The sequence below is a fragment of the Streptomyces sp. NBC_01433 genome, from assembly GCF_026340105.1.
In the GTDB taxonomy this organism is placed as follows: Bacteria; Actinomycetota; Actinomycetes; order Streptomycetales; family Streptomycetaceae; genus Streptomyces.
Map to the genome: position 1 here is coordinate 95,851 of NZ_JAPEPM010000002.1, position 18,863 is coordinate 114,713.

The window sequence follows — 18,863 nt, forward strand, 5'->3', positions numbered from 1 at the left end:
ATGCCCGACGAGGACGACGAGTACGAGGGCGAGGAGGACAAAGCGGTGACGCTGCTGTACGGAGAGCCCTTCGACAGCGGCTTCGCGCTGGCCGAGCGGCATCAGCTGGCGGCTGACCACACGGCCGCGTGCGCCGTCTACGAGGAGTTGCTCACCGAGGCCGAGTCCGTCGAGGACTCGCCCGACAGCCGGTTCCTGCGAGCACACCTGCTGTCGGACATCGCGAGCGTCCGGCTCACCGCCACGGACCTGGCCGGGGCACAGGATGCCGTCGAACGCTCCCGCGGCCTGCTCGACGGCATCGCCTCGGTGCCAATGGGGCCGCGCGGCCGTCAACTGTGGTGCGAAGTCCTGCTGAAGACGCTGATCGCCAGGGCCGACCTGCTGCGCAGGACCGGGCGCCTGGACGAGGCACTGGCATGTCTTGACGAGGTGGCGGCCAAGCTGCCCGAGTTCGACGATCCCGAGGGGCTGCGCACCGCCGAACTCGGCCTGAACCGGGTGCATCTGCTGATCGAGCGGGGCGAGTGGGGTGCGGCCGAGGAGCTGGCCTCCGCGCTGCTGTCCACCGTGCCGCCGACCGCGGTGGAGATCCTGCCGCGGCTGCTGACCGCCCTCGGCCTGATCTGCGTCTCGACCGGACGCTTCGATCCGGCCGAGGACTGTTTCGCCCGCGCGGAGGACGGCTTCCGGGCGATGGGGGACATCGGTGAGCAGCAGGTGCTGCTCACCCACCGGGCGTACGTCGCGATGCACCGGGGTGACCTCGATCTCGCGGAACGCCTGTACGCCGAGGCGTCCGGGTTCTTCGAGCGGCAGCGGCGGTTCGGCGATCTGGCGGTCTGTGAACAGGCCCGTGGCTTTCTCGCCGGCCGGCGCGGCGACATCACCCGCGCCGACGATCTGACGGCGGCGAGCCTGGCCCGGTTCGAACGGCTCGGCGCCTCGATCGCCGCCGCCGACACCATGCTGCTGGGCGCCCAGCACGCCTATGACCGGGGCGACATCACCGAGATGAAGCGGCTGGCCCAGGAGGCCCGCGACGTGTATCAGGCGCGGGAGGTGTACGAGCGGTGCGCACAGGTCGACCTCATGCTCGCGAGAACCCTTGAGGACAACCTGAACCGCACGGACCACGGCGACCGCGAGCGGGAGTCCATCGATACCGCGCTCTCCCTCGCCCTTCCCGCCGCGCTGACCCTGGAGGCGGCGCGCTACGACTTCGTCACCGCCCATGCGCGCAGTCAGTGGCTTCAACTGGCCGACGAAGCCGTGCGGTTGGTCTTCCGGCTCGTCGAGCGCCGACAGGATCAGGGACTGCTCTTCGAGGTGGTGGAGCACCGCTGCGCGGGCGCCTCCCTGGCACTGGACCGTACGCCGCGGTCGGCGCCGCGCGCCTCACCCTCAGGGTCCCCCGCCGACGCCGTCTCGGCCTTCCCGAGTGCGGCCATGAAGGCGTACGGGCACGGCGACGGCCCGATGACACTCGGAGGTGTGGCGGCGGAGGCCGCTGCCTCGGCCGGCCTGCGTGTCGCGCCGCCGCCGAAAGTACGGATGTCGTCGGAATCCGGCCGCGTCGCGCTCCAGGAGTACATCGCGGCGGCCGAGTTCCGCTACCACCGACGGATCGTGAACGAGGAAGAGGTGCCTTTCTGGGTCACCGACGACCTGACGAGCCGTCCGGTGGTCCAGATCCGATTGGCCGACGCCGGTGACCTATTCATGACCTGGACGTGGGCAGGAGGGGCCCGGGGGTTCGGCACCGGCCGCGGGCCCGGTGACGAAGTCGACCGGGCTGTGGGTGCGCTGGCCGCCGCGCTGCCGGGGCCGGGCGGAGGGACGGAGGGGATGCGGCACACGTTCGACTCGGGAGCGCTGGCCGATCGCCGGACCGAGCACCGGCTCGCGCGGGTGCTGGCCGAGGCGCTGTGGCCGGAGGGACTGACGGCGCAGATACGCCAGGTGTCGGCGCGCGCGGGCCGTCCGCTGGTGCGGATCCAGCCGTCCCCCCGGGTCGCCCAGGTCCCTTGGGAACTGCTCGCCGTCGACGGCGACGTCCGGCTCATCGATCTGGCGGACGTCGTGACCTCCGCGCCGGCGTCGCTGCGGCGGCAGGCCCCCGTCCCATGCCCTGAGCCGGACGTGGATACCGCCGCGCACGCCGACGCCGACGCCGGCGCAGTCGTGCTCGTCCTCGACCCCCGGGTCCCCGGCTTCCGGGCCGACTCCGCGCTCGGCTCGGTCCTGGGACCGCCCGGCTCGGATCCAGAACTGCTGTCGTTCGTCCGGAGCCGTCTCGCCGCGGGCGCCGTCGTACCGTCCGTCGCCACCCCGGCTGAGGCCTTCCGCCGCACCGACCTGGACCGGGACTGGCTGAGTGACGTACTCCGCAGGGGGGCACGCAGACTCATGTACGTCGGGCACGTGAGCGGCGCGCCGGTCGAGGGCGGGCAGAGCGAGGACGGCACGCTCCATCTGTGCTGCGACCAGGGGACCGTCGGCCTGGCCGAGCCGGTCCGCACCCACCGGCCGCTGTCGGCCAAGGACCTCCTGCTGGGCACGCTTCCCCTGCGCGCCGACGGGGAGCCGGGTGCGCGGATCTGGCCGGCGCCACCACGTGTCGCCCTCATCGCCTGCGAGAGCGGCGGCGATCTCCGGTTCGCCGAGTCGTTCGGCCTGGCGACCGCGATGATCCACAACGGTGCCGAGCTGGTCACCGCCACCCGCTGGGTGCTGCCGACCAGCTTCGCGTTCCATCGGCTGGCCGGCCTGCCCGAGTCCGTACGTCCGCTGTCCGAGGCGATCATCGCCGTCGACACCGCCCACGAGGACCACGATCCCGTGGAGCGGCTCGGACGCTGGCAGCGCGAGCAACTCGACAAGTGGCGCGCCGGTGGCCGCATCGAGCACTCTCCCCTGCTGTGGGCGGCCATGACCTGCATCGTCGTGTGACCGCCGAACGATCCGTCAAAGTCGGTGGCGCGGCACCGACCACCAAGTCCGGCTGGAGACGGGGAAGTGGGCCGAAGCCCGCTCGTCGTCGGGATCAGACCCTGATCGTCTACCCACAGGACTTGCACGAGCCGTACGAGCTCGACATCGTCGGTGTACTGAAGCAGCTGGGGGCGGTAGTACCGCCGGGTATCGAGTCGCGGTGTCGAGGTCGACGGAGATGCCGACCAGATCGCGGTCCAGGGTGCGGATGTCCGCCTCGCTGGTCAGGTTGTTCTCCAGCCGCTTCGCCGCAGAGGTCAAAGAACGCGATCCGGGCACCGCCACGGCCGGACTGTGGGGTCATCAGGCGACGGCCGGGCGCTGAGCGGTAAGGCGGGCGAGGCGGGCCTCGCGCAGCGCCTCCCGCGGCGGGCGTCGACGACGCCGTCGACGCCCGCCAAGAAATGGCCGCATCCCCCCGCCAACAGATCCGTGGGTGCCGCCGGCCCGTTGGCGGAGTGTAAGGGTTTTCCGTGTCTCGCCCAGGGCGAGGCCGAGGTTGTTCCACGCGCCGGCTTCGCCCGAGCTTCGCCCGAGCTGCGCCCGAAGCCGTGGACGTCCAGCGCGGGCGCTGCCTCACGAGCTGCTGCCGAAACGCTGCTCTGCGACGTGAACAGAGCCCCCCCCCCCCGAGACGTACTCTGCCGCCCCGGACGGCACGGCGATCGTCACGACTCGGTCCGCGATCGAGGTCAGCACGTGTCGGCCTGACGGGACGGTCGGTAGGTGATCAGCAGGAAGCCTGCCAGGCGGGAACCAGTTCGGCGCTCGGGTTGGGCGGGTCGGCCGACGTGCAGAGCGTTCCGAGACCGGTGGAGCGATCGCACGATGGGTCTCGGCGTAGTCCTCGCGTCGGCCGGTGTAGCGCTGGAGCGGGCGCCACTGCCGTAACTCGGCGTTGGCGTGCTCGACACGGATCCGATCCGAGGACTGCCGCCGTCGCATCTCCCGCCGGGCGTAGTGCTCGCCGAGCGGGACGTCGCAGAAGGCAGGATGAGGCAAGGCCGCACGGACTCACTTCTTGGTCGCACTCGAAGAACGTGTGCGGCCGTTGGTCACGGGCCCTGGTCGGGCGGCATCGCGGAACCCGTCGTCAACCTCGTCGCCTACCAGGGCAGAGGGCCCGCCGCGTCGAAGTAGCCACCGGTCGGGCCGTCCGTCCCCGGTTGAGCCATCCGAACGATGATCTCGGCGCCCTGCTCGACGGTCTGCGTGCCCTCGTGCCGGTTCAGGTCCGTCGCGGTGTAGCCGGGCCCCACGGCGTTGATCCGCATCCGCGGGAACGCCTTGGCGAACTGCACGGTGAGCATGTTGACCGCGGTCTTGGAGGCCGGGTAGGCGGCCCCCGGGTACGCCTTGCCGGCCTGGGCCAGCGAGCCCGTGTTACTGCTGACATTGACCACGACCGGGGCGGCGGAGCGCTCCAGCAGTGGCAGGAAGGCATGGGTCACCCGGACCAGGCCGAAGACGTTGGTCTCGAACACCTCCCGCATCACGTCGGCGGTCAGCTCCGCGGCACCGATGATGTCGCCTCCCGGTGACCGCACCTCGATTCCGGCGTTGTTGACCAAGACGTCCAGGCCGCCGTCGGCCTCGATGGTGGCCACCGCGGCGGCGACCGACGCATCGTCGGTGACATCGAGTTGCACGAACCGGGCGCCGAGCTCGGTCGCGGCCGCCGCGCCCCGCTCGATGTCGCGCGCTCCCAGGTAGACAGTGTGCCCCGCGGCGACGAGGCGGCGGGCGGTCTCGTGGCCGAGGCCCTTGTTGGCCCCAGTGATCAAGGTTGTCGTCATGGGGTACAGCCTCCCCCGGGATGATGCGATCGACCAGTTGATTACGACGCGGTCCGCGATGCGGCTCGGCCAGGACGACGAGGCCCATCGTGCGATCGCTTCACCGGTCTCGGACCGCCCCACCCGTCGGCCGGCCCGTCAGGCCGGCACGTACTGACCTCAATCGCGGACCGAGTCGTCAGCGGTGATCCACCGGTGGGACGCGCCGGGGCCCGTAGGCACACCGCTCGCCGCATCGGCCGTCGCACTCCCGGACCGAGCAGCGCGGAGCACTGCCGGCGTCCGTGAGCTGCGGTGAGGCGTCGGCAGGCCAGACCCGGCGCGCGGCCGCGGTACCGGTGTGGAGCCCTTCGACCAACACCCGGACGGCCGGACCGGGCCACCCTGGCCCAGGCCGTCTCGTTCGGATCATCTGATCGTTGGTTCGGTTGTGCCGTTGAGCGACGCGCAGTGGGCGCGGATCGAGCCGTTGCTACCGGACCGGGAGGTGATCGATGCGATTGGGTGGAAGTTTCAGGCTGGATCGCAGTGGGTGCATCTGCCGGAGCAGTACGGCAACTGGCATGGGGTCTGCAACCGTTTGAGGATGTGGGCAATCGACGGCACTTTGGGACGGGGCTTCACCGCGTTGCCGGCTCAGGCTGACGCAGATGAAGACCTGAATCGGGTGGTCTCGGTGGACTCCATGGTCGTGCGCGCGCGTCAGCACGCGGCCGGGGGCGCGTAAAAAGGGGGCCCCGGTCGGTAAACCGCACGACCACGCCATCGGCCGGTCTCGTGGCGGGTCGACCACGAAGGTCCACCTCGTGTCCGACGACCGGTGCAGGCTCCTGGCCTTCATCCTCACCGCCGGGCAGGCCGGCGACGCCCCGTTTCCCTATGTGATGGGCCCGTCCGCGTGTTCCCCGCCCGCGGGGACGGCCGCGTACTCGGCCTGATGTGGTCCTGGCTGACAAGGCGTACTCTTCCCGCGCCATCCGGGAGCATCTGCGCAGACGCGGAATTCGGGCGGTCATCCCCGTCCCTGCTGATCAACGGGGCCATCGTCTGCGTCGGGGCAGCCGGGGCGGCAGGCCGCCTTATGCCCAATTGGAGATGCCGCTCAGCCGGTCGGCGGCTTTGGCGGGGTCTCCGGTTCGGGTGAGCTGGCCTACCTCGAAGTCGCGGCCGGTCAGGCCGCTTTCGTCCTCGGCGATGTGAGCGATGCGGTAGGCCAGTTCCATCATTTCCAGCGCTGCTGGACCCGAGTGGCGGTAGACGATCTCGATGTGGGCTGTGTCCCCGCAGTAGTCGAGCTGTACGCGTCTCGGCGGACCGACTGTCTCCAGGGTGAGGCTGTACAGGTACTCCTCGGAATCGACAGCTCCGATGTCGCGCGAGACCCGGTCCAGAATCCGGTCCCACTCGTCACGTTGCGTATCGGTAAGTCGGAGCAGGGGCAGATCTGCGTCAGGATCGAACCCGTCGTTGAAGCTGTCAAGTGTTTCCTGAAGCGTCAAGCCAGGCTGCACCCTGACCAGCGTGATGTCGTAGGTCACCGGGTGAATCTTCGGAACTTCTCGGCACTCGGCGACAGCGTTGGCTGGACCACCAGCACCGGCGCGCCCGTAGTGATCCAAACGAAAGCTCCCAGGTGCGGTGACTCTCGGTCCATCGGTTCAGCGAGCACGGGGAAACGCAAGGTCGGCGTGCCGGCCCGACGCGGGCACGAGGGCTGTGCAGGGGCTCCGCAGAAGCTACCTGCTCGCGGCCGGCGCTTTTCCCGACCTGAGTAGCAGCGCCCATGCCGCGTGGCAGCTGGTCCTGCGACGATTTGCGGCCACTGCCGAGTGGAGGGGGACAGCACCTGATGAGGCGGGAGCTCATGGAAGAGACGGTGGCCGTCGAGGACGAACACCGCCTTGCCCTGGCGGCTCTTGAGCGCCTCATGGCCAGACTGCGTCATGGCGTTCAGCTGACCGCAGTCAGCGTGTGCCTGGCCGTTCCCGCCGTGGTGGACGGTCTCCGCGATGTGTTCTTCGATAGCAATCTCGTGCTGACCGAACTAAATGAGGAGGACAGCGAGGACGATCCCGAGCTGCGCGACCAGCTCGTCTGCGTACGCGCCGCCCATGCCCCCGGCCCAGAACTCCAGGATCTCGAATACAACTGCAAGATTCTGGCCCGCAGCATGAAGCGAGCGCACCCGCGAGCACTACCGCGACGAGAGCGCCCAAATTCCAGGTACGACAACAACCTCGTACCGCTCGGGGATGTCTACTCGCACGCAGCAGCCAATTTGGCCGCTGTCCGTGAGGACGGCTACACCGTGCGGTGGGCTTTCCGCAGCGTGGCCGAGGCGATCCGAAACGGTGAGGACACCGACCCACTGGTCGACACATACCGAGCCCTCGGCGGCACAAGCGCCGTCCCCGAAGACCACGCCCCCGTCATGGCAGCGATGGCCGAGCTCTTCGCGCTCCTCCACACCATCAGCGGATTCCCGCAGTTCGCCAAGTCCGTCAAGTCACTCCGCCCCATACCCAGGACAACGAGCCAGAGATCAGACAGTCGCATGATCGGGCGGGCGAACTCTAGCCGTTCCCAGCATGTGCCCCCCAAGGGCAAGAAGACCCCGTGGACAAGGCAGACGGTGTAGCCGAGTTTCGGCAACGCCCGATTGCTTGACTCGCACTGATGTTGTGCGCCCCCCCCTGGCTGCGTGTCGCGGGCAGTCATCGTACGCACGACGGGCAAGGGACAGGGTGGCAGGATGACTCGGTGACCGACTCTCTCCATGAACCGTGGCTGCGCGGCATCGCCTTCAATCCGGCGGCGCCCTCCGACGTACTGATACGCCTGCTGGATCACGCGGCCGGTGAGGTCGGCCTGCTGATGTGCAAGGGCCGCGATCTGCCCGACGCCGTCATCGACGCAGCCCTCGCCCACCCGGCCTGGCGGATCCGAGGCGCGCTCGCCGGCAACCGCCACGTCGACCCCGCCCGACTCGCCCCCTTGGCAACGGACCCGTCGGGACTCGTCCGTGCCCGGCTCGCCGGCAGCCCTTATCCCCGTCCCCGATGGGTCCGACCGCTTCCGGACGACATCCTCGTCACCCTCCTGACCGCCCAGGACGGGGGCGAGGACGGCAAGCTCACCGAGAACGAGATCATCGGGGAGCTCGAATCGTCCCAGCAAATCCCGCTGTCCTTCTACCACTCCATGGCCGGCCGCGAGCACCCCGAACTCCGGATACGGGCCACCTGGAGGTGGCAGTCGCTCACCCCGGCACAGCGGGCGGGGCTGCTCGACGATCCAGACCCCGCGGTCCGTGAAGCGGCGCAGGACAGGAGCTGGGAGCTGGACCCGGAACGGGTGGAGGCCAAGCTGCCGTCCATCGGTTCACGCAGCAAGGGATTCGTGCTCGGCACGTGCGCCCTGTCCCCCACGCTCGTCGAGCAGTGCTTCGCGGACGGCACGGTGCACCCCCTGACCGGGAACCCTCACATCCCGGCCGACACCGTCGCCCGGCTCTCCCACCACCCCGAGGCGAAGGTCCGCGAGACGGTCGCCGCCCGGCCCGACCTGGGACCGGACCTGGTAGCGGAGCTGAGGGAGGACCCGGACGAGAACGTGCGGATGCGCGCACGCCTCCACCCCTTCCCCCGCAGCTGGGCCGAGTACCGCGCGATCAACTGGGTTATCGGGCACGGTCCAGACTGCACCTGCCCGATCACCGACCCGTCCCCCGGCCCGTCCCCCGACTGGTTCGCCGCTTGCGCGGCGTCCGAGGAACCGGTGCTCCGCCAGGTTGCGGCGAGCTGGCCCGGCCTGCCCGCAGCACTCGTCGGGACACTCGCCCAGGACGACGACGAGGAGGTACGGATCCGGCTTGCCTGTCTCCACCCGCTGGCTCCGCCACACCTTCTCCTGGACGTCTTCGTCACCCGCGCGGCCCACCGTCCGCACCTGCTGACCCTGCCCGCTTTCCCCCGCACGGGCACGACCCACCTCATCGACCACCCGGACCCCGAGGTACGCGCCCTGGCCGCAGCCGATCCCACCCTGCCCGAACCCCCGGTGGACGATCCCGACGAGTCAGTGTGCCGGGCGGCCGCCGCCAACCCGAGCCTGACGCCGGAAATTCTGGAGAGCCTCCTCGCGAACCCCCGCACCGCGGAGGGCGCTGCGGCCAACCCGTCCCTCCCCGTCCCCCGCATGCACACACTCCTCGACCGCTCCCTGAACGAAGCCGCCACCCCACCGACTGCGGGGCGACGTCGAGGGACGACGCCCGCGTAGCGATCACAGGCAGGGCAACCTCTGCCCGCCATCGGCCGACGCCGACACGCCGGACAGGCGTTTCCAAGTCTCATCAACATTCCGGGCACCAGGGACAAGCGACCGCTCCCGCAACTCGTCTGGGAGATGAGGACCTGCGACGTAGCCGGGGAGAACAGAGGAGTAGCCGACTGCCTCCCCGGGCCGGTGCCCGCCGGGACCCCCGCGGGCACCGCGACGGGGGTAGTCACGCCGATGACGGCCGTGGAACCGCTGCCCCACGCCCAGAGCCGAAGACAGGCACCCAGTCCTCCCGGCACCGCCCCCGTCTGACGGAGCGGACGTCAAAGCCCACGGCCTGTCAGGAACGGCCACGGAGACGGCGGGAAGGCACCGACGGGAGCTCTGCCCCCGCAGCCCGGCACTGGGGGCGGGGGAGGAAACGTCCGCGCCGGCCACCACCGGCCTACGGCAACCCGGGTACCCACACGCCGCGTTCGCACCGTCAGACGCCTGGACCAATGCACCAAAAGCGCCACAAGACGCAGCACCAGGAAGTAGCCTGACCGAACGCTGTGGGCCCCGGCCAACCACCCGGACCGGGCCCACAGCCACACCCACACAGTCCTTCACCGGCCGGGCAGTTGACCGGGGCACCGCCCTGTGTCCGTTCAGCTGTCGAACTGCACGGACGCGAAGGCGCCGACTTCCTCGGTGTCGTCGGCGGAGACGGTCCGGACGATGTCGCCGTGGCAGGCACGTCCGGCGTAGAGGGAGGCGTCCCGGTTGGCGCTGTTCTTCACCTCGCCACTGGCGTTGCCGACGGCGTAGCACCGGCCACCGGCGGGGTTACTCAGGGTCCGCACGTTCCCGCAGGTCTTGTAGGTGAACGTGCCCATGGCGCCCTGGGCACTGAGCGGGAACCCGGCACAGAGGGCCGCGGCGATACCTGCCGCGGCCAGCGCCCTTCCGAAAGCCGTCATGAGTACTCCCTCTTCGCGAGAAACAGTTGTGCGTTGTCTGTCCACTCGCAGCCGCACGGATCCGGGACGCTGTCGGCACCCGGAGGCGACGGTTGTCCGCAGGCACGAACTACCGCTCCAGCACGGCGCACAGGCCTTTGTCGGTCGGCGTCGGCCGGCGGGACAGTGTCCGCGGGCCGACTGGCCTTCTCCTACTCGGGCGGCTGGTCCTCGGCATCCGGTTCGGGAGCCGGGCGGCGGTGGACACGAAGGGGTGCCGGAGGCGGGGTGAGGGTCATGCGCACCACGGGCCGGAGCGGCACCGTAGGGGCGGGATCGGACAGTAGCCAGCGGTCGGCGACGGTGGCCAGTGCGAGAACCGACTCGCTCCAGGCAAAGTCGTTCCCGACGCACTTTCGCGCTCCCGCGCCGAAAGGCACATAGTCGGTACGCGGGCGTTGGGGGGCGTCGTCGCCGAGCCAGCGGTCCGGGTCGAACCGGTCGGGGCTGGGGAACAGATCCTCGCGATGGTGGAGCAGGTAGGGACTGTAGATCAGGGAGGCACCGGCGGGAACACGGTGACCGGCGAGGTCGGTGTCCCGGGTAACGGTCCTCGTAAGGGCCCAGGCGGGCGGGTAGAGGCGCAGAACCTCGGTGATGAAGCGGCCGGTCAGCTTCAGGCCGGGCAGGTCCGCCCGGTCAGCCGCGCGCCCGCCCAGTACCGTTCGGGCCTCGGCGTGCACCCGGTCCTGGAGGTCCGGGTGCCGGGCGAGCAGCAGGCATGCCCACGCGGTGGCGGCAGCGGTTGTCTCGACGCCGGCCACCAGGATGCTGACGACCTGGTCGTAGATCTCGTCGTCCGTCAGAATCCCGGCCTCGTCCTCTCCTCCTGTCCTCAGGAGGATGGACAGGACGTCCCCGTGGTCGACGCCCTGGTGCCGGTAGTCGTCGATGATGCCTTGGACGATCCCCCTCAGCCGGGCGTTCGCCCGGGCGTAGCGGCGATTACCTGGGGTGGGCATCCGTACCAGGGACCCTGGGGTGATGATCTGCCGGAATCCCTGGGCGAGCAGGATGCCGATGGAACGGCGCAGATCGGTGACCGCGGACGTGCCCATCTTGACGGCGAAGAGAGCATCGGCCCCGATGCCGATGGATACGTCGTACATCTCGGCGCTCGGGACGATGGTTTGGCCGTCCTCCCAGGACTCGGTGACCGAGTGGATGTGGGCGCTCATCGCGGCCCCGTATCCGCGCAGCCGGTCGCGGCGGAAGGCCGGCTGGACGAGGCGGCGTTGCCGACGGTGATCCCGGTGCGGGCAGGTAATCAGCCCGTTGCCCAGGAAGTCCTGGGCCTTGTCGAAGAGTGGGCCTCCCTTGTCGAACGTGCGGTCGTCGAGCAGCACCTTCGACATGAGGTCGGGGTGGCAGACCACGTATCCGTGCCAGGTGCCGGCTCTGATGCGTACGAGGTCCGCCTGGCCGGGCAGCGAGGTGAAGAACCGCAAGGGGTCCCGCACCAGCCCTACGGCGTGCCCCAGGACCGGGAATCCGCCTGCCGCGTCCGCGAATGTCGGAACGTGTGCCATGACCACCCTGACTCCGGCCGGCCGGTGCCGGCGACTCCTTGCAGTCTCGCCGGAGCCCGGGGGCCGGCCCAGGCGCGTATGGGGATGGTTGGTGCGCGGGCGGGGCGCGGGGCACTTCAGCGGGCGCCTCGCCCCCGGTGTACCGGAGCCTTCTCCAGGCTCTGTCCGTCCTGACCATCTCGCTGCCCTGCGGCAACAGCACCTTGCGGGGGTGATCCTGAACCGCACGGCTCACGCCGCGGCGCCTGCCGGGCTGTCCTTGGAGCCGAGGGGCTCGCAACGCCCCCGAAGAGGCGGTCCATCGCACCGTTCCGTAACCGGTCCAGTCCTGCGCTGCTGTCCGCAGCCGCCGCCATCCCCGCGACCCAACGACATGACCTTCGCAGCAGGGAAGGTCATGTCCTGCAGGCGGTGGCCGGAAGGCGCAGCCGCTCGCCGGCCCGGGCCGACAGTCCACGCCGCTCGGCCAGGTGGACCAACGATTCCAGCCCGCCCTACGTGACCAGGGGCAGGTCATCGAACGCGTACAAGACCGCCATAGGAGCATGGGAAGACTGCATCTCGCAGGTGTTCTTTCAACTGGTGCCTGATGGAGCCGCAGGAAGCCCCACCATCGCAGGTCAGAGGGCACCTGTTTCTCTATGCCCCACCCAATAGCCGCTCTCATTGCCCGGTGGATCCGGGCTCAGGGCTGCGGCTTCTTCCATTGCCTGACCCAGCTCTCAAACCGTGCGGGATCGCGGACACCGTCATCGAGGACCGCGCGGTAGACATCGAAGCTCTTGACAGTCGTGCCGTACTCGGGGCGGTCGGCCCAAGTACGCTTGATCTCGATGATGGCCGCGCGACTCTCGTCCGTCAGACGTGGGCGCAGGGTGGTCAGGTGGGTGGTCGAGGGCTGGCGTTCGGGCTTGTCGAGGAACCAGATGTCGATGTTCCAGGTGGCCTCGGACGATACGCACTCCACACCGAGGTACAGGCCGTCGGGGTAGGCGTCCGGCTCCCGGTTCCACGCTCCGCAGTCATTGCGGAAGGTCACAACGCGGACGTGCGGGTGGGTTGCGAGCCGAGCACCGACCGCGGCGACGGCCGCCACGGCCGCATCGTCCAGACGCTCGCACACCACGTCCAGATCCAGGTCCCGACGGACCATCAGGCCCAGCGCCGCGCTCCCGACGACGGTCGGAGTGCCGACATCGGCCAGCAGCTTGTCCAGCCGGAGCTCCCGATATACGCCCTCCGCTTCGGCTCGCAGCGCATCCTGCTCCCCCAACACCTCAGATACGTCCACACGTTCACCCTAAGGCGTCCGGTGGATCACGTCGCCGGCCTGGTGGACTGGCTCCACAGTCCAGGTGGGGGATCTCGCCCACGCCATGATCCGCCGGACAGGCCCCAGTAGGGCTTTGTCAGGTGGTGGGTCTGGGTCTGGGTCTGTTGCGGGACAGGGGGCGGTTGCAGGTGGTGCAGGTGCCGGTCCAGCCCTTCAGCAGGTCCTGGAGGAGGTCCAGGACCTGGTAGCGGGTCAGGCCGGCATGTGGACTCCGACGGGTGACATCGGATGCCCTGAGGGGTGAGTTCGGGCTCCGGGGCGATGCGGGTGCGGCCCAGCGTCGTTGAACAGGCTTCGAACGGTCGGGGCGGTGACGGGCACGCGGGCATCACTACGCTTGCTCCGCGGCCTCTCAACAGCAAGGAGCGGCACATGGGGATCTTCGACAAGTTCAGGGACCAGGCCAAGGCCAAGGGGAAGGACATCTCCGACAACCTTGAGCAGGAGGCCAACGAGAAGACCGGCAACAAGTACGCCGACCAGATCGACAAGGCGCAGCAGCAGACGGAGCAGCCGCTGGGTATCGACGACGATCCCAACAAGTAGCCACACGGCCCCGGTTCGGGTGGCGGCCGCTCTTGCCTTCCGGAGCGCCGACCTGCGGGACTGGGGCCTGATGCCGGTGGCCGTCCTCCCGCCCCTTGCGAGGTGCGAACGAGTCCCTGACCTCAGTGACGGTAGAGACCGTGCTCGGAGCGGTCCTGTACGACGGCCGGACGCGGGACACCGTCCAGGCCGGTGACGTTCACGAGGCGTGCGTGCCTTGCAGGGGACGGGCGGGTCGGGCACGGCGGCTCCGGGGACCGGGGCGCGGGCGAGCTCGCGACACTCCGTTGAGTTGGAGCGGTGGAAGTACACCGCCGGTGGGCGGCTGAGGTTGATACCACTGTGTCCGGCGGGGGCTCCCGCGCGTCGCGCGGGGAGCACCATATGGTGGCCGGGCGCCGCCCTCCCCCGGTCCTGGAACGAGGAGCTGCTGGACGGGATACCGGTCCGGCCGGCTGAGGGTGTGGCTCTCCAACACCGCGCCCCGCGCAGGCCTGACCGCGGAGCAGCCGGCCGCAGCATCCGCGACAGCCAATGACCAGCTCAACGGGATGAGAATCGGCTGGCTGGCTGGGCGAAACGCGGCACCGCCGGGTTCGAGCGTCAATCCGGATCTCCGGTGCTCTCGGCTTCGGTCTTCCGTGGCAGCGTCGCCGGGTCTGCCGGGGTGGCCGCCCAGGAGGCCAAGAGACGTAGCCCCTGGTGGGAGGAGGTGCCGGGCGGGGCGGTCATGAGCATGACGGCTTGGTCCGGATCGTGGGGGCAGGTGAGGATCTGCCAGTCGAGGGTGAGGTCGCCGACGACGGGGTGGTGGTAGCGCTTGGTGCCGATGGTTTTGCGGGCGACGTCGTGTGAGGCCCACCAGCGGCGGAAGTCCTCATCCCGCAGGGAGAGCTCTCCGACCAGGATCTGAAGCTCCCGAGCCTGTGCGGCGTGCGCCGCCTCCATGCGGACGAACGCCACGCACTGGCGGGCGCTGGTCTCCCAGTCGGCGTACAGGGCGCGGACCCTTGGGTCGAGGAAGGTGAGCCGCATCAGGTTCCGCTCGGCCGGGGGCAGGGCGGAGAAGTCGGTGTAGAGCGCGGCGGCCAGCGGGTTCCAGGCCAGAACGCTCATATACCGGCCCAGGACCATGGCCGGAGTGTCGGTGAGGTTGTCCAGCAGTCGGCCGGTCTGCGGGGCCACACGCTGCGGTGTGTGCTTACGGGGGCGGGCGCTGCCTGCCTTGTTCGCGAGCTGGTAGAGGTAGCTGGTCTGGTCGGCGTCCAGGTGCAGGGCGCGGGCGATGGCGGCCAGAGCCGGGGCGGACGCTCCCTGGAGCCGGCCCTGCTCGATGCGGGTGTAGTACTCGGCACTGAGCGAGGCGAGCTGTGCCACCTCCTCACGGCGCAGGCCCTTGACCCGGCGGGGATGCCCGACGGCGGGCAGGCCGGCCTGCTCGGGGGTGACCTCTGCTCTGCGGGCCTTGAGGAATTCACCGAGGTCGTTGTTCCTGCCGCGGCTGGTACTGGTACTGCTCATGCCTCCCATGGTGCCTCGTAGGGGGCGGGTGTGAGGGGGCAGGTTTGTGCCCCGGCACCGGGGTGACCAGGAATAAGCCTGGCCTGGCCGGGACCGCTGAGCAGGGTGAGGATGAAGGAGTCGCCGAGGTCTGGTACCGAACAGCGGTTCTCCACGGCGACGGACCCGCAGGCAGGTCGAGTCCCTGACCGTGTGCGTGACCCCGGAGGAATCGCCGACCTTGGAGAAGCCATGAAAGCAGTGACGTCTTCCCCGGTCACAGCGGTGTCGGTGGTGGATGTCGCCAGGCCTGAGCCTGATGTCGGGCAGGTCCTGGTACGGGTCACCGCGTCGGGGATCAATCCCGTCGACGTGGACGCGTCCCGGTCCGGCCCGTGGAACCGGACCCTGGGCTGGGAGGCGGCCGGCATCGTGGACGCTGTCGGCGCGGGCGTCGACGATATTCGCCCGGGAGATGTGGTCATCGGCTGGACCTACTGGTTCTCCAACGGCCACGGCACCCAGGCACAGTACGTCGTGCTCTATGCGTCCGCGACGGCCAGGGCGCCGTGCGCGGTCGATGCCGCGCACGCCGCGACGTTGCCGCTCAACGGCTCCACGGCCTGGCAGGTCCTGGCCCAGCTGGGCATCAAGGCTGGGGAATCGTTGCTGGTCATCGGTGCGGCGGGTGCGATCGGAGGGGTCGCGATCGACCTCGCCACCGCCCGGGGCGTCGAGGTGCGGGGTATCGCGTCGCCCGCCGACGCCGCTTTCGTCACCGGGCGCGGAGCACACTTCACCGCCCGCGGGGACGCCGCCATCGACGAAGTCCTGGCAGCCCGTCCGCCGGGGGTGGACAAGGTCCTCGCCACCGCGCGCATCGACGATGCCTGGCATCGCGTGATCCGTCCCGGCGGCCGTTTCCTGAGCACCGTCGGGCAGACCTTCCCCGGCTCCGACAGCGGGTTCCTCAACGCCCACCCCGACGCGAGCACCCTGACCGCCCTGGCCCAGCACGTCGACCAGGGCGAGATACGTCTGCGTACAGCCGGGCGGCACACCTTCGGCCAGGCTCCCACCGCCTATGCCCGCGCCGCCGCGCCCGGACTACGAGGACGCGTCGTCCTCATCCCCTGACCTTCCCTCACACAGATCATCCTTCCCCCAACGACGAGGTGTTTTCCATGGAATCCGTGACCTTCAAGAACAAGAGCCTGGATGTCGCCGCCGACCTCTACCTCCCGCCCGGCTTCGAACCGGACCGGAGGTACGCGGCAATCGTCAGCGCCCACCCGATCGGCAGCTGCAAGGAACAGACCTCCGGCGACGTCTACGGCGCCAAGCTCGCCGAAGCCGGCTACGTCGTCCTCGCCTTCGACGCCACCCACCAGGGCGCCAGCGGCGGCGAACCCCGCTGGATCGAGGACCCCGGCTTGCGCGTGGAAGACTTCCGCTGCGCCGCCGACTACCTCGTCACCCTCGACTGCGTCGACGAGGACCGCATCGGCGTCCTCGGCATCTGCGGCGGTGGCGGCTACGCCGTGAACGCCGCGATGACCGAACGCCGTTTCAAGGCCGTGGGCACGGTCACCGGCGTCAACTTCGGCCGCATGATGCGCGAAGGAGACCTCAGCCCCGATGCGGCCATCAACACCCTCGACGCCGTCGCCAAACAGCGCACCGCCGAAGCTCGCGGCGCCGAACCGCGCATCGACGTCGCCCTGCCCGACTCCCCGGAAAAGGCCGCCGAACTCGGCATCACCGCCCTCGACGTCCTGGAGGCCACCAAGTACTACCGCACCGACCGGGGGCAGCAGTCCAACGGCGTCAACAAGTCCCTGTTCTCCCGCATGGGTCCGGCCATCGGCTGGGACGCCTACCACCTGGCCGAGCAACTGCTCACGCAGCCGCTCCAGATCGTGGTCGGCGGCATCGCGGGCGAGTTCGGCGCCTATCGCGACGGGTTCGAGCTCTTCAACCGGGCACGCTCAGAGGAAAAGGACATCCTCGTCGTGCCCGGCCAGTCCCACTACGACATGTACTGGAAGCCCGAAGCAACCGAACAAGCCCTCGCCGCCCTGATCCCCTTCTACAACAAGCACCTCTGACCAACTGACTGGCCGGCCCTGCGACCAGTCCGCGCGGATTCCCCGGCCGACGCCGGAACTCCGGCGCCGGTCACCATCTCGAAGCCCTCACCGCCGCGCGTTCGATGGCCGAATCAAACGGGCTGGGCTCGCGCGGGAGAGGCGCCCCGCCTTCCCCGCGTGGTGGGTGACCCTGAAGAACGCACCACGGTGCTCGTCATCGGCTCCGGGCAACGGTGAGGTGCCGGGGCGGCCCCGCCCCGGCAAGGACCTCCACGACCAGGTCGGTGTCCAGGCGGGTGCGGGTCTCCCCTCGACCGCTCCCCCACCGGTCTCTCCCTCTGCGGCGAGCTCCCTGCCGATCCGTACGGCCATGAGCTCGCCGCAGGCACTTACGCGGGCGGCAACCGGAGGCACCAGAGCAGTGATCGTTGGGGGGAACCCCACCGCGCACACTCGGATCAGGTGTCAGCCGACACGCGTGCCGACGGGATTCTTCTGTGGCGACATCAGCGAACTCTTCCTTGCGCGAACCGGCCGGACACGGGAAAACAACTCGTGTCTTTCCGCAGGCTCCCGGCCACTGCTCACGTTCCTGCCGCTCCATGTCCTCCTCTGCCATCACTGACATGGAAAGCAATCACTTACGGTCTCGTGACATGCCGCCTCGGAGGCGTTCGACTCAGCTCCGGGCGGCCTAACGTGGGCGTATGCGCGTATTGGTTACCGGCGGAGCCGGGTTCATCGGGTCGGAAATCGTCCGGGCTCTCACTTGTGCCGGGCACGAGGCGGTGGTGCTCGACGCTCTGTTGCCCTCGGCGCACGGCGGCAGTGCGGTCCGGCAGGCCGCCGTTGAGGGCGGCGAGCAGATGATCATCGCGGACGTACGTGACCGCGAGGCCGTGGACCGCGCCTTGTTGGGCATCGATGTGGTCTGCCATCAGGCGGCGATGGTCGGCCTGGGCAAGGACTTCGCCGATGCCCCGCAGTACGTGGGGTGCAACGACCTGGGAACGGCTGTACTGCTTGCCGCGATGGCCGCTGCCGGGATGCGGAGTCTGGTGCTCGCCGGATCGATGGTGGTCTACGGGGAGGGACGCTACTCCTGCCCCCGTCATGGCGGGGTCCGGCCGGGTCCACGGGCGGAGGCCGACCTGGCAGCGGGCCGGTTCGAACCGTGCTGTCCGGACTGCGGTGCCGAGCTGGTGCCGGGGCTGGTCGCGGAGGACGCGCCGGCCGACCCGCGCAACGTGTACGCGGCGACCAAGCTCGCCCAGGAACATCTTGCCGCGGCCTGGGCGCGGGCGACGGGTGGCAGCGCGGTGTCGCTGCGCTACCACAACGTGTACGGGCCCGGGATGCCGCGCGACACCCCGTACGCCGGTGTCGCCTCCTTCTTCCGTTCGGCCCTGGCCCGGGGCGAGTCGCCCCGCGTTTTCGAGGACGGCCGCCAGCGGCGGGACTTCATCCACGTACGGGACGTGGCCTCCGCGAACGCCGTGGCGCTGGATGCGGTCGCGGGACGCGGTCCGGGCAGCTTCGCCACGTACAACACCGGGAGTGGACAGCCGCACACCATCGGCGAGATGGCCGCCGCCCTGGCTGACGCCCACGGGGGCCCCGCGCCTGTGGTCACCGGTGAATACCGGCTCGGGGACGTACGCCACGTCACGGCGGACTCACGGCGACTGCGCGAGGAACTGGGCTGGAAACCGGGGGTGGGCTTCGCCGAGGGGATGGTGGAGTTCGCCGCGGCACCGCAGCGGGAGGCAACCGAGGGACTGCCCGCCTGAGAC

General features: G+C 69.7%; 14 protein-coding genes and 1 pseudogene. 9 read left to right on the forward strand and 6 right to left on the reverse strand.

Annotation, left to right across the window (positions count from 1 at the left end; translation table 11 throughout):
* Both OG413_RS28105 and OG413_RS28110 read left to right on the forward strand, forming a co-directional pair.
* Window positions 1-2,952, forward strand: coding sequence for a CHAT domain-containing protein (locus OG413_RS28105; RefSeq protein WP_266810573.1), 2,952 nt, complete (start codon window positions 1-3; stop codon window positions 2,950-2,952).
* Window positions 2,953-3,172: 220 nt separating this feature from the next.
* Complete coding sequence (locus OG413_RS28110; protein ID WP_266810574.1) at window positions 3,173-3,319, forward strand: hypothetical protein; 147 nt, start codon at window positions 3,173-3,175, stop codon at window positions 3,317-3,319.
* Between the two features lie 781 nt (window positions 3,320-4,100).
* Here the strand turns inward: OG413_RS28110 and OG413_RS28115 are convergent.
* On the reverse strand, window positions 4,101-4,790 hold the full coding sequence (locus OG413_RS28115; RefSeq protein ID WP_266810575.1) for an SDR family NAD(P)-dependent oxidoreductase: 690 nt from the start codon (window positions 4,788-4,790) through the stop codon (window positions 4,101-4,103).
* Window positions 4,791-5,205: 415 nt separating this feature from the next.
* On the opposite strand from OG413_RS28115, the pseudogene OG413_RS28120 reads away from it, so the two are divergent.
* Window positions 5,206-5,798 (forward strand): annotated as a pseudogene (locus OG413_RS28120) (IS5 family transposase); the annotation flags it as partial.
* A gap of 71 nt (window positions 5,799-5,869) precedes the next feature.
* Here the strand turns inward: OG413_RS28120 and OG413_RS28125 are convergent.
* Window positions 5,870-6,328, reverse strand: coding sequence for a hypothetical protein (locus tag OG413_RS28125; protein WP_266810576.1), 459 nt, complete (start codon window positions 6,326-6,328; stop codon window positions 5,870-5,872).
* A 326-nt stretch (window positions 6,329-6,654) separates the two neighbouring features.
* On the opposite strand from OG413_RS28125, the gene OG413_RS28130 reads away from it, so the two are divergent.
* Window positions 6,655-7,428, forward strand: coding sequence for a hypothetical protein (locus tag OG413_RS28130; protein ID WP_266810577.1), 774 nt, complete (start codon window positions 6,655-6,657; stop codon window positions 7,426-7,428).
* A gap of 122 nt (window positions 7,429-7,550) precedes the next feature.
* Complete coding sequence (locus OG413_RS28135; RefSeq protein ID WP_266810578.1) at window positions 7,551-9,071, forward strand: hypothetical protein; 1,521 nt, start codon at window positions 7,551-7,553, stop codon at window positions 9,069-9,071.
* A gap of 650 nt (window positions 9,072-9,721) precedes the next feature.
* Here the strand turns inward: OG413_RS28135 and OG413_RS28140 are convergent.
* The 3 genes from OG413_RS28140 to OG413_RS28150 all read right to left on the reverse strand — a co-directional run bounded on the left by OG413_RS28140 (window position 9,722) and on the right by OG413_RS28150 (window position 12,892).
* A complete protein-coding gene (locus tag OG413_RS28140) occupies window positions 9,722-10,033 on the reverse strand; it encodes a hypothetical protein (RefSeq protein WP_266810579.1) in 312 nt (103 codons plus the stop codon).
* 191 nt (window positions 10,034-10,224) lie between these two features.
* A complete protein-coding gene (locus OG413_RS28145; protein WP_266810580.1) occupies window positions 10,225-11,601 on the reverse strand; it encodes a cytochrome P450 in 1,377 nt (458 codons plus the stop codon).
* Window positions 11,602-12,286: 685 nt separating this feature from the next.
* On the reverse strand, window positions 12,287-12,892 hold the full coding sequence (locus OG413_RS28150) for a hypothetical protein (protein ID WP_266810581.1): 606 nt from the start codon (window positions 12,890-12,892) through the stop codon (window positions 12,287-12,289).
* 414 nt (window positions 12,893-13,306) lie between these two features.
* Between OG413_RS28150 and OG413_RS28155 the strand changes: the two genes are divergently transcribed.
* A complete protein-coding gene (locus tag OG413_RS28155; protein ID WP_266810582.1) occupies window positions 13,307-13,480 on the forward strand; it encodes an Rv0909 family putative TA system antitoxin in 174 nt (57 codons plus the stop codon).
* A 603-nt stretch (window positions 13,481-14,083) separates the two neighbouring features.
* On the opposite strand, the gene OG413_RS28160 is transcribed toward OG413_RS28155, so the two are convergent.
* Window positions 14,084-15,001 (reverse strand): helix-turn-helix transcriptional regulator, encoded by a 918-nt coding sequence (locus OG413_RS28160; RefSeq protein ID WP_266810583.1) that lies wholly within the window; start codon window positions 14,999-15,001, stop codon window positions 14,084-14,086.
* Between the two features lie 231 nt (window positions 15,002-15,232).
* On the opposite strand from OG413_RS28160, the gene OG413_RS28165 reads away from it, so the two are divergent.
* The 3 genes from OG413_RS28165 (at window position 15,233) to OG413_RS28175 (ending at window position 18,860) form a co-directional block, all read left to right on the forward strand.
* Complete coding sequence (locus OG413_RS28165; RefSeq protein WP_266810584.1) at window positions 15,233-16,117, forward strand: alcohol dehydrogenase catalytic domain-containing protein; 885 nt, start codon at window positions 15,233-15,235, stop codon at window positions 16,115-16,117.
* A 47-nt stretch (window positions 16,118-16,164) separates the two neighbouring features.
* Window positions 16,165-17,088: an alpha/beta hydrolase gene (locus tag OG413_RS28170; protein ID WP_266810585.1), complete on the forward strand. Its 924-nt coding sequence runs from the start codon at window positions 16,165-16,167 to the stop codon at window positions 17,086-17,088.
* A 689-nt stretch (window positions 17,089-17,777) separates the two neighbouring features.
* The gene (locus OG413_RS28175) at window positions 17,778-18,860 is read left to right on the forward strand and encodes an NAD(P)-dependent oxidoreductase (RefSeq protein ID WP_266810586.1); all 1,083 of its coding nucleotides are present in this window, start codon (window positions 17,778-17,780) and stop codon (window positions 18,858-18,860) included.
* Window positions 18,861-18,863 lie beyond the last annotated feature (3 nt).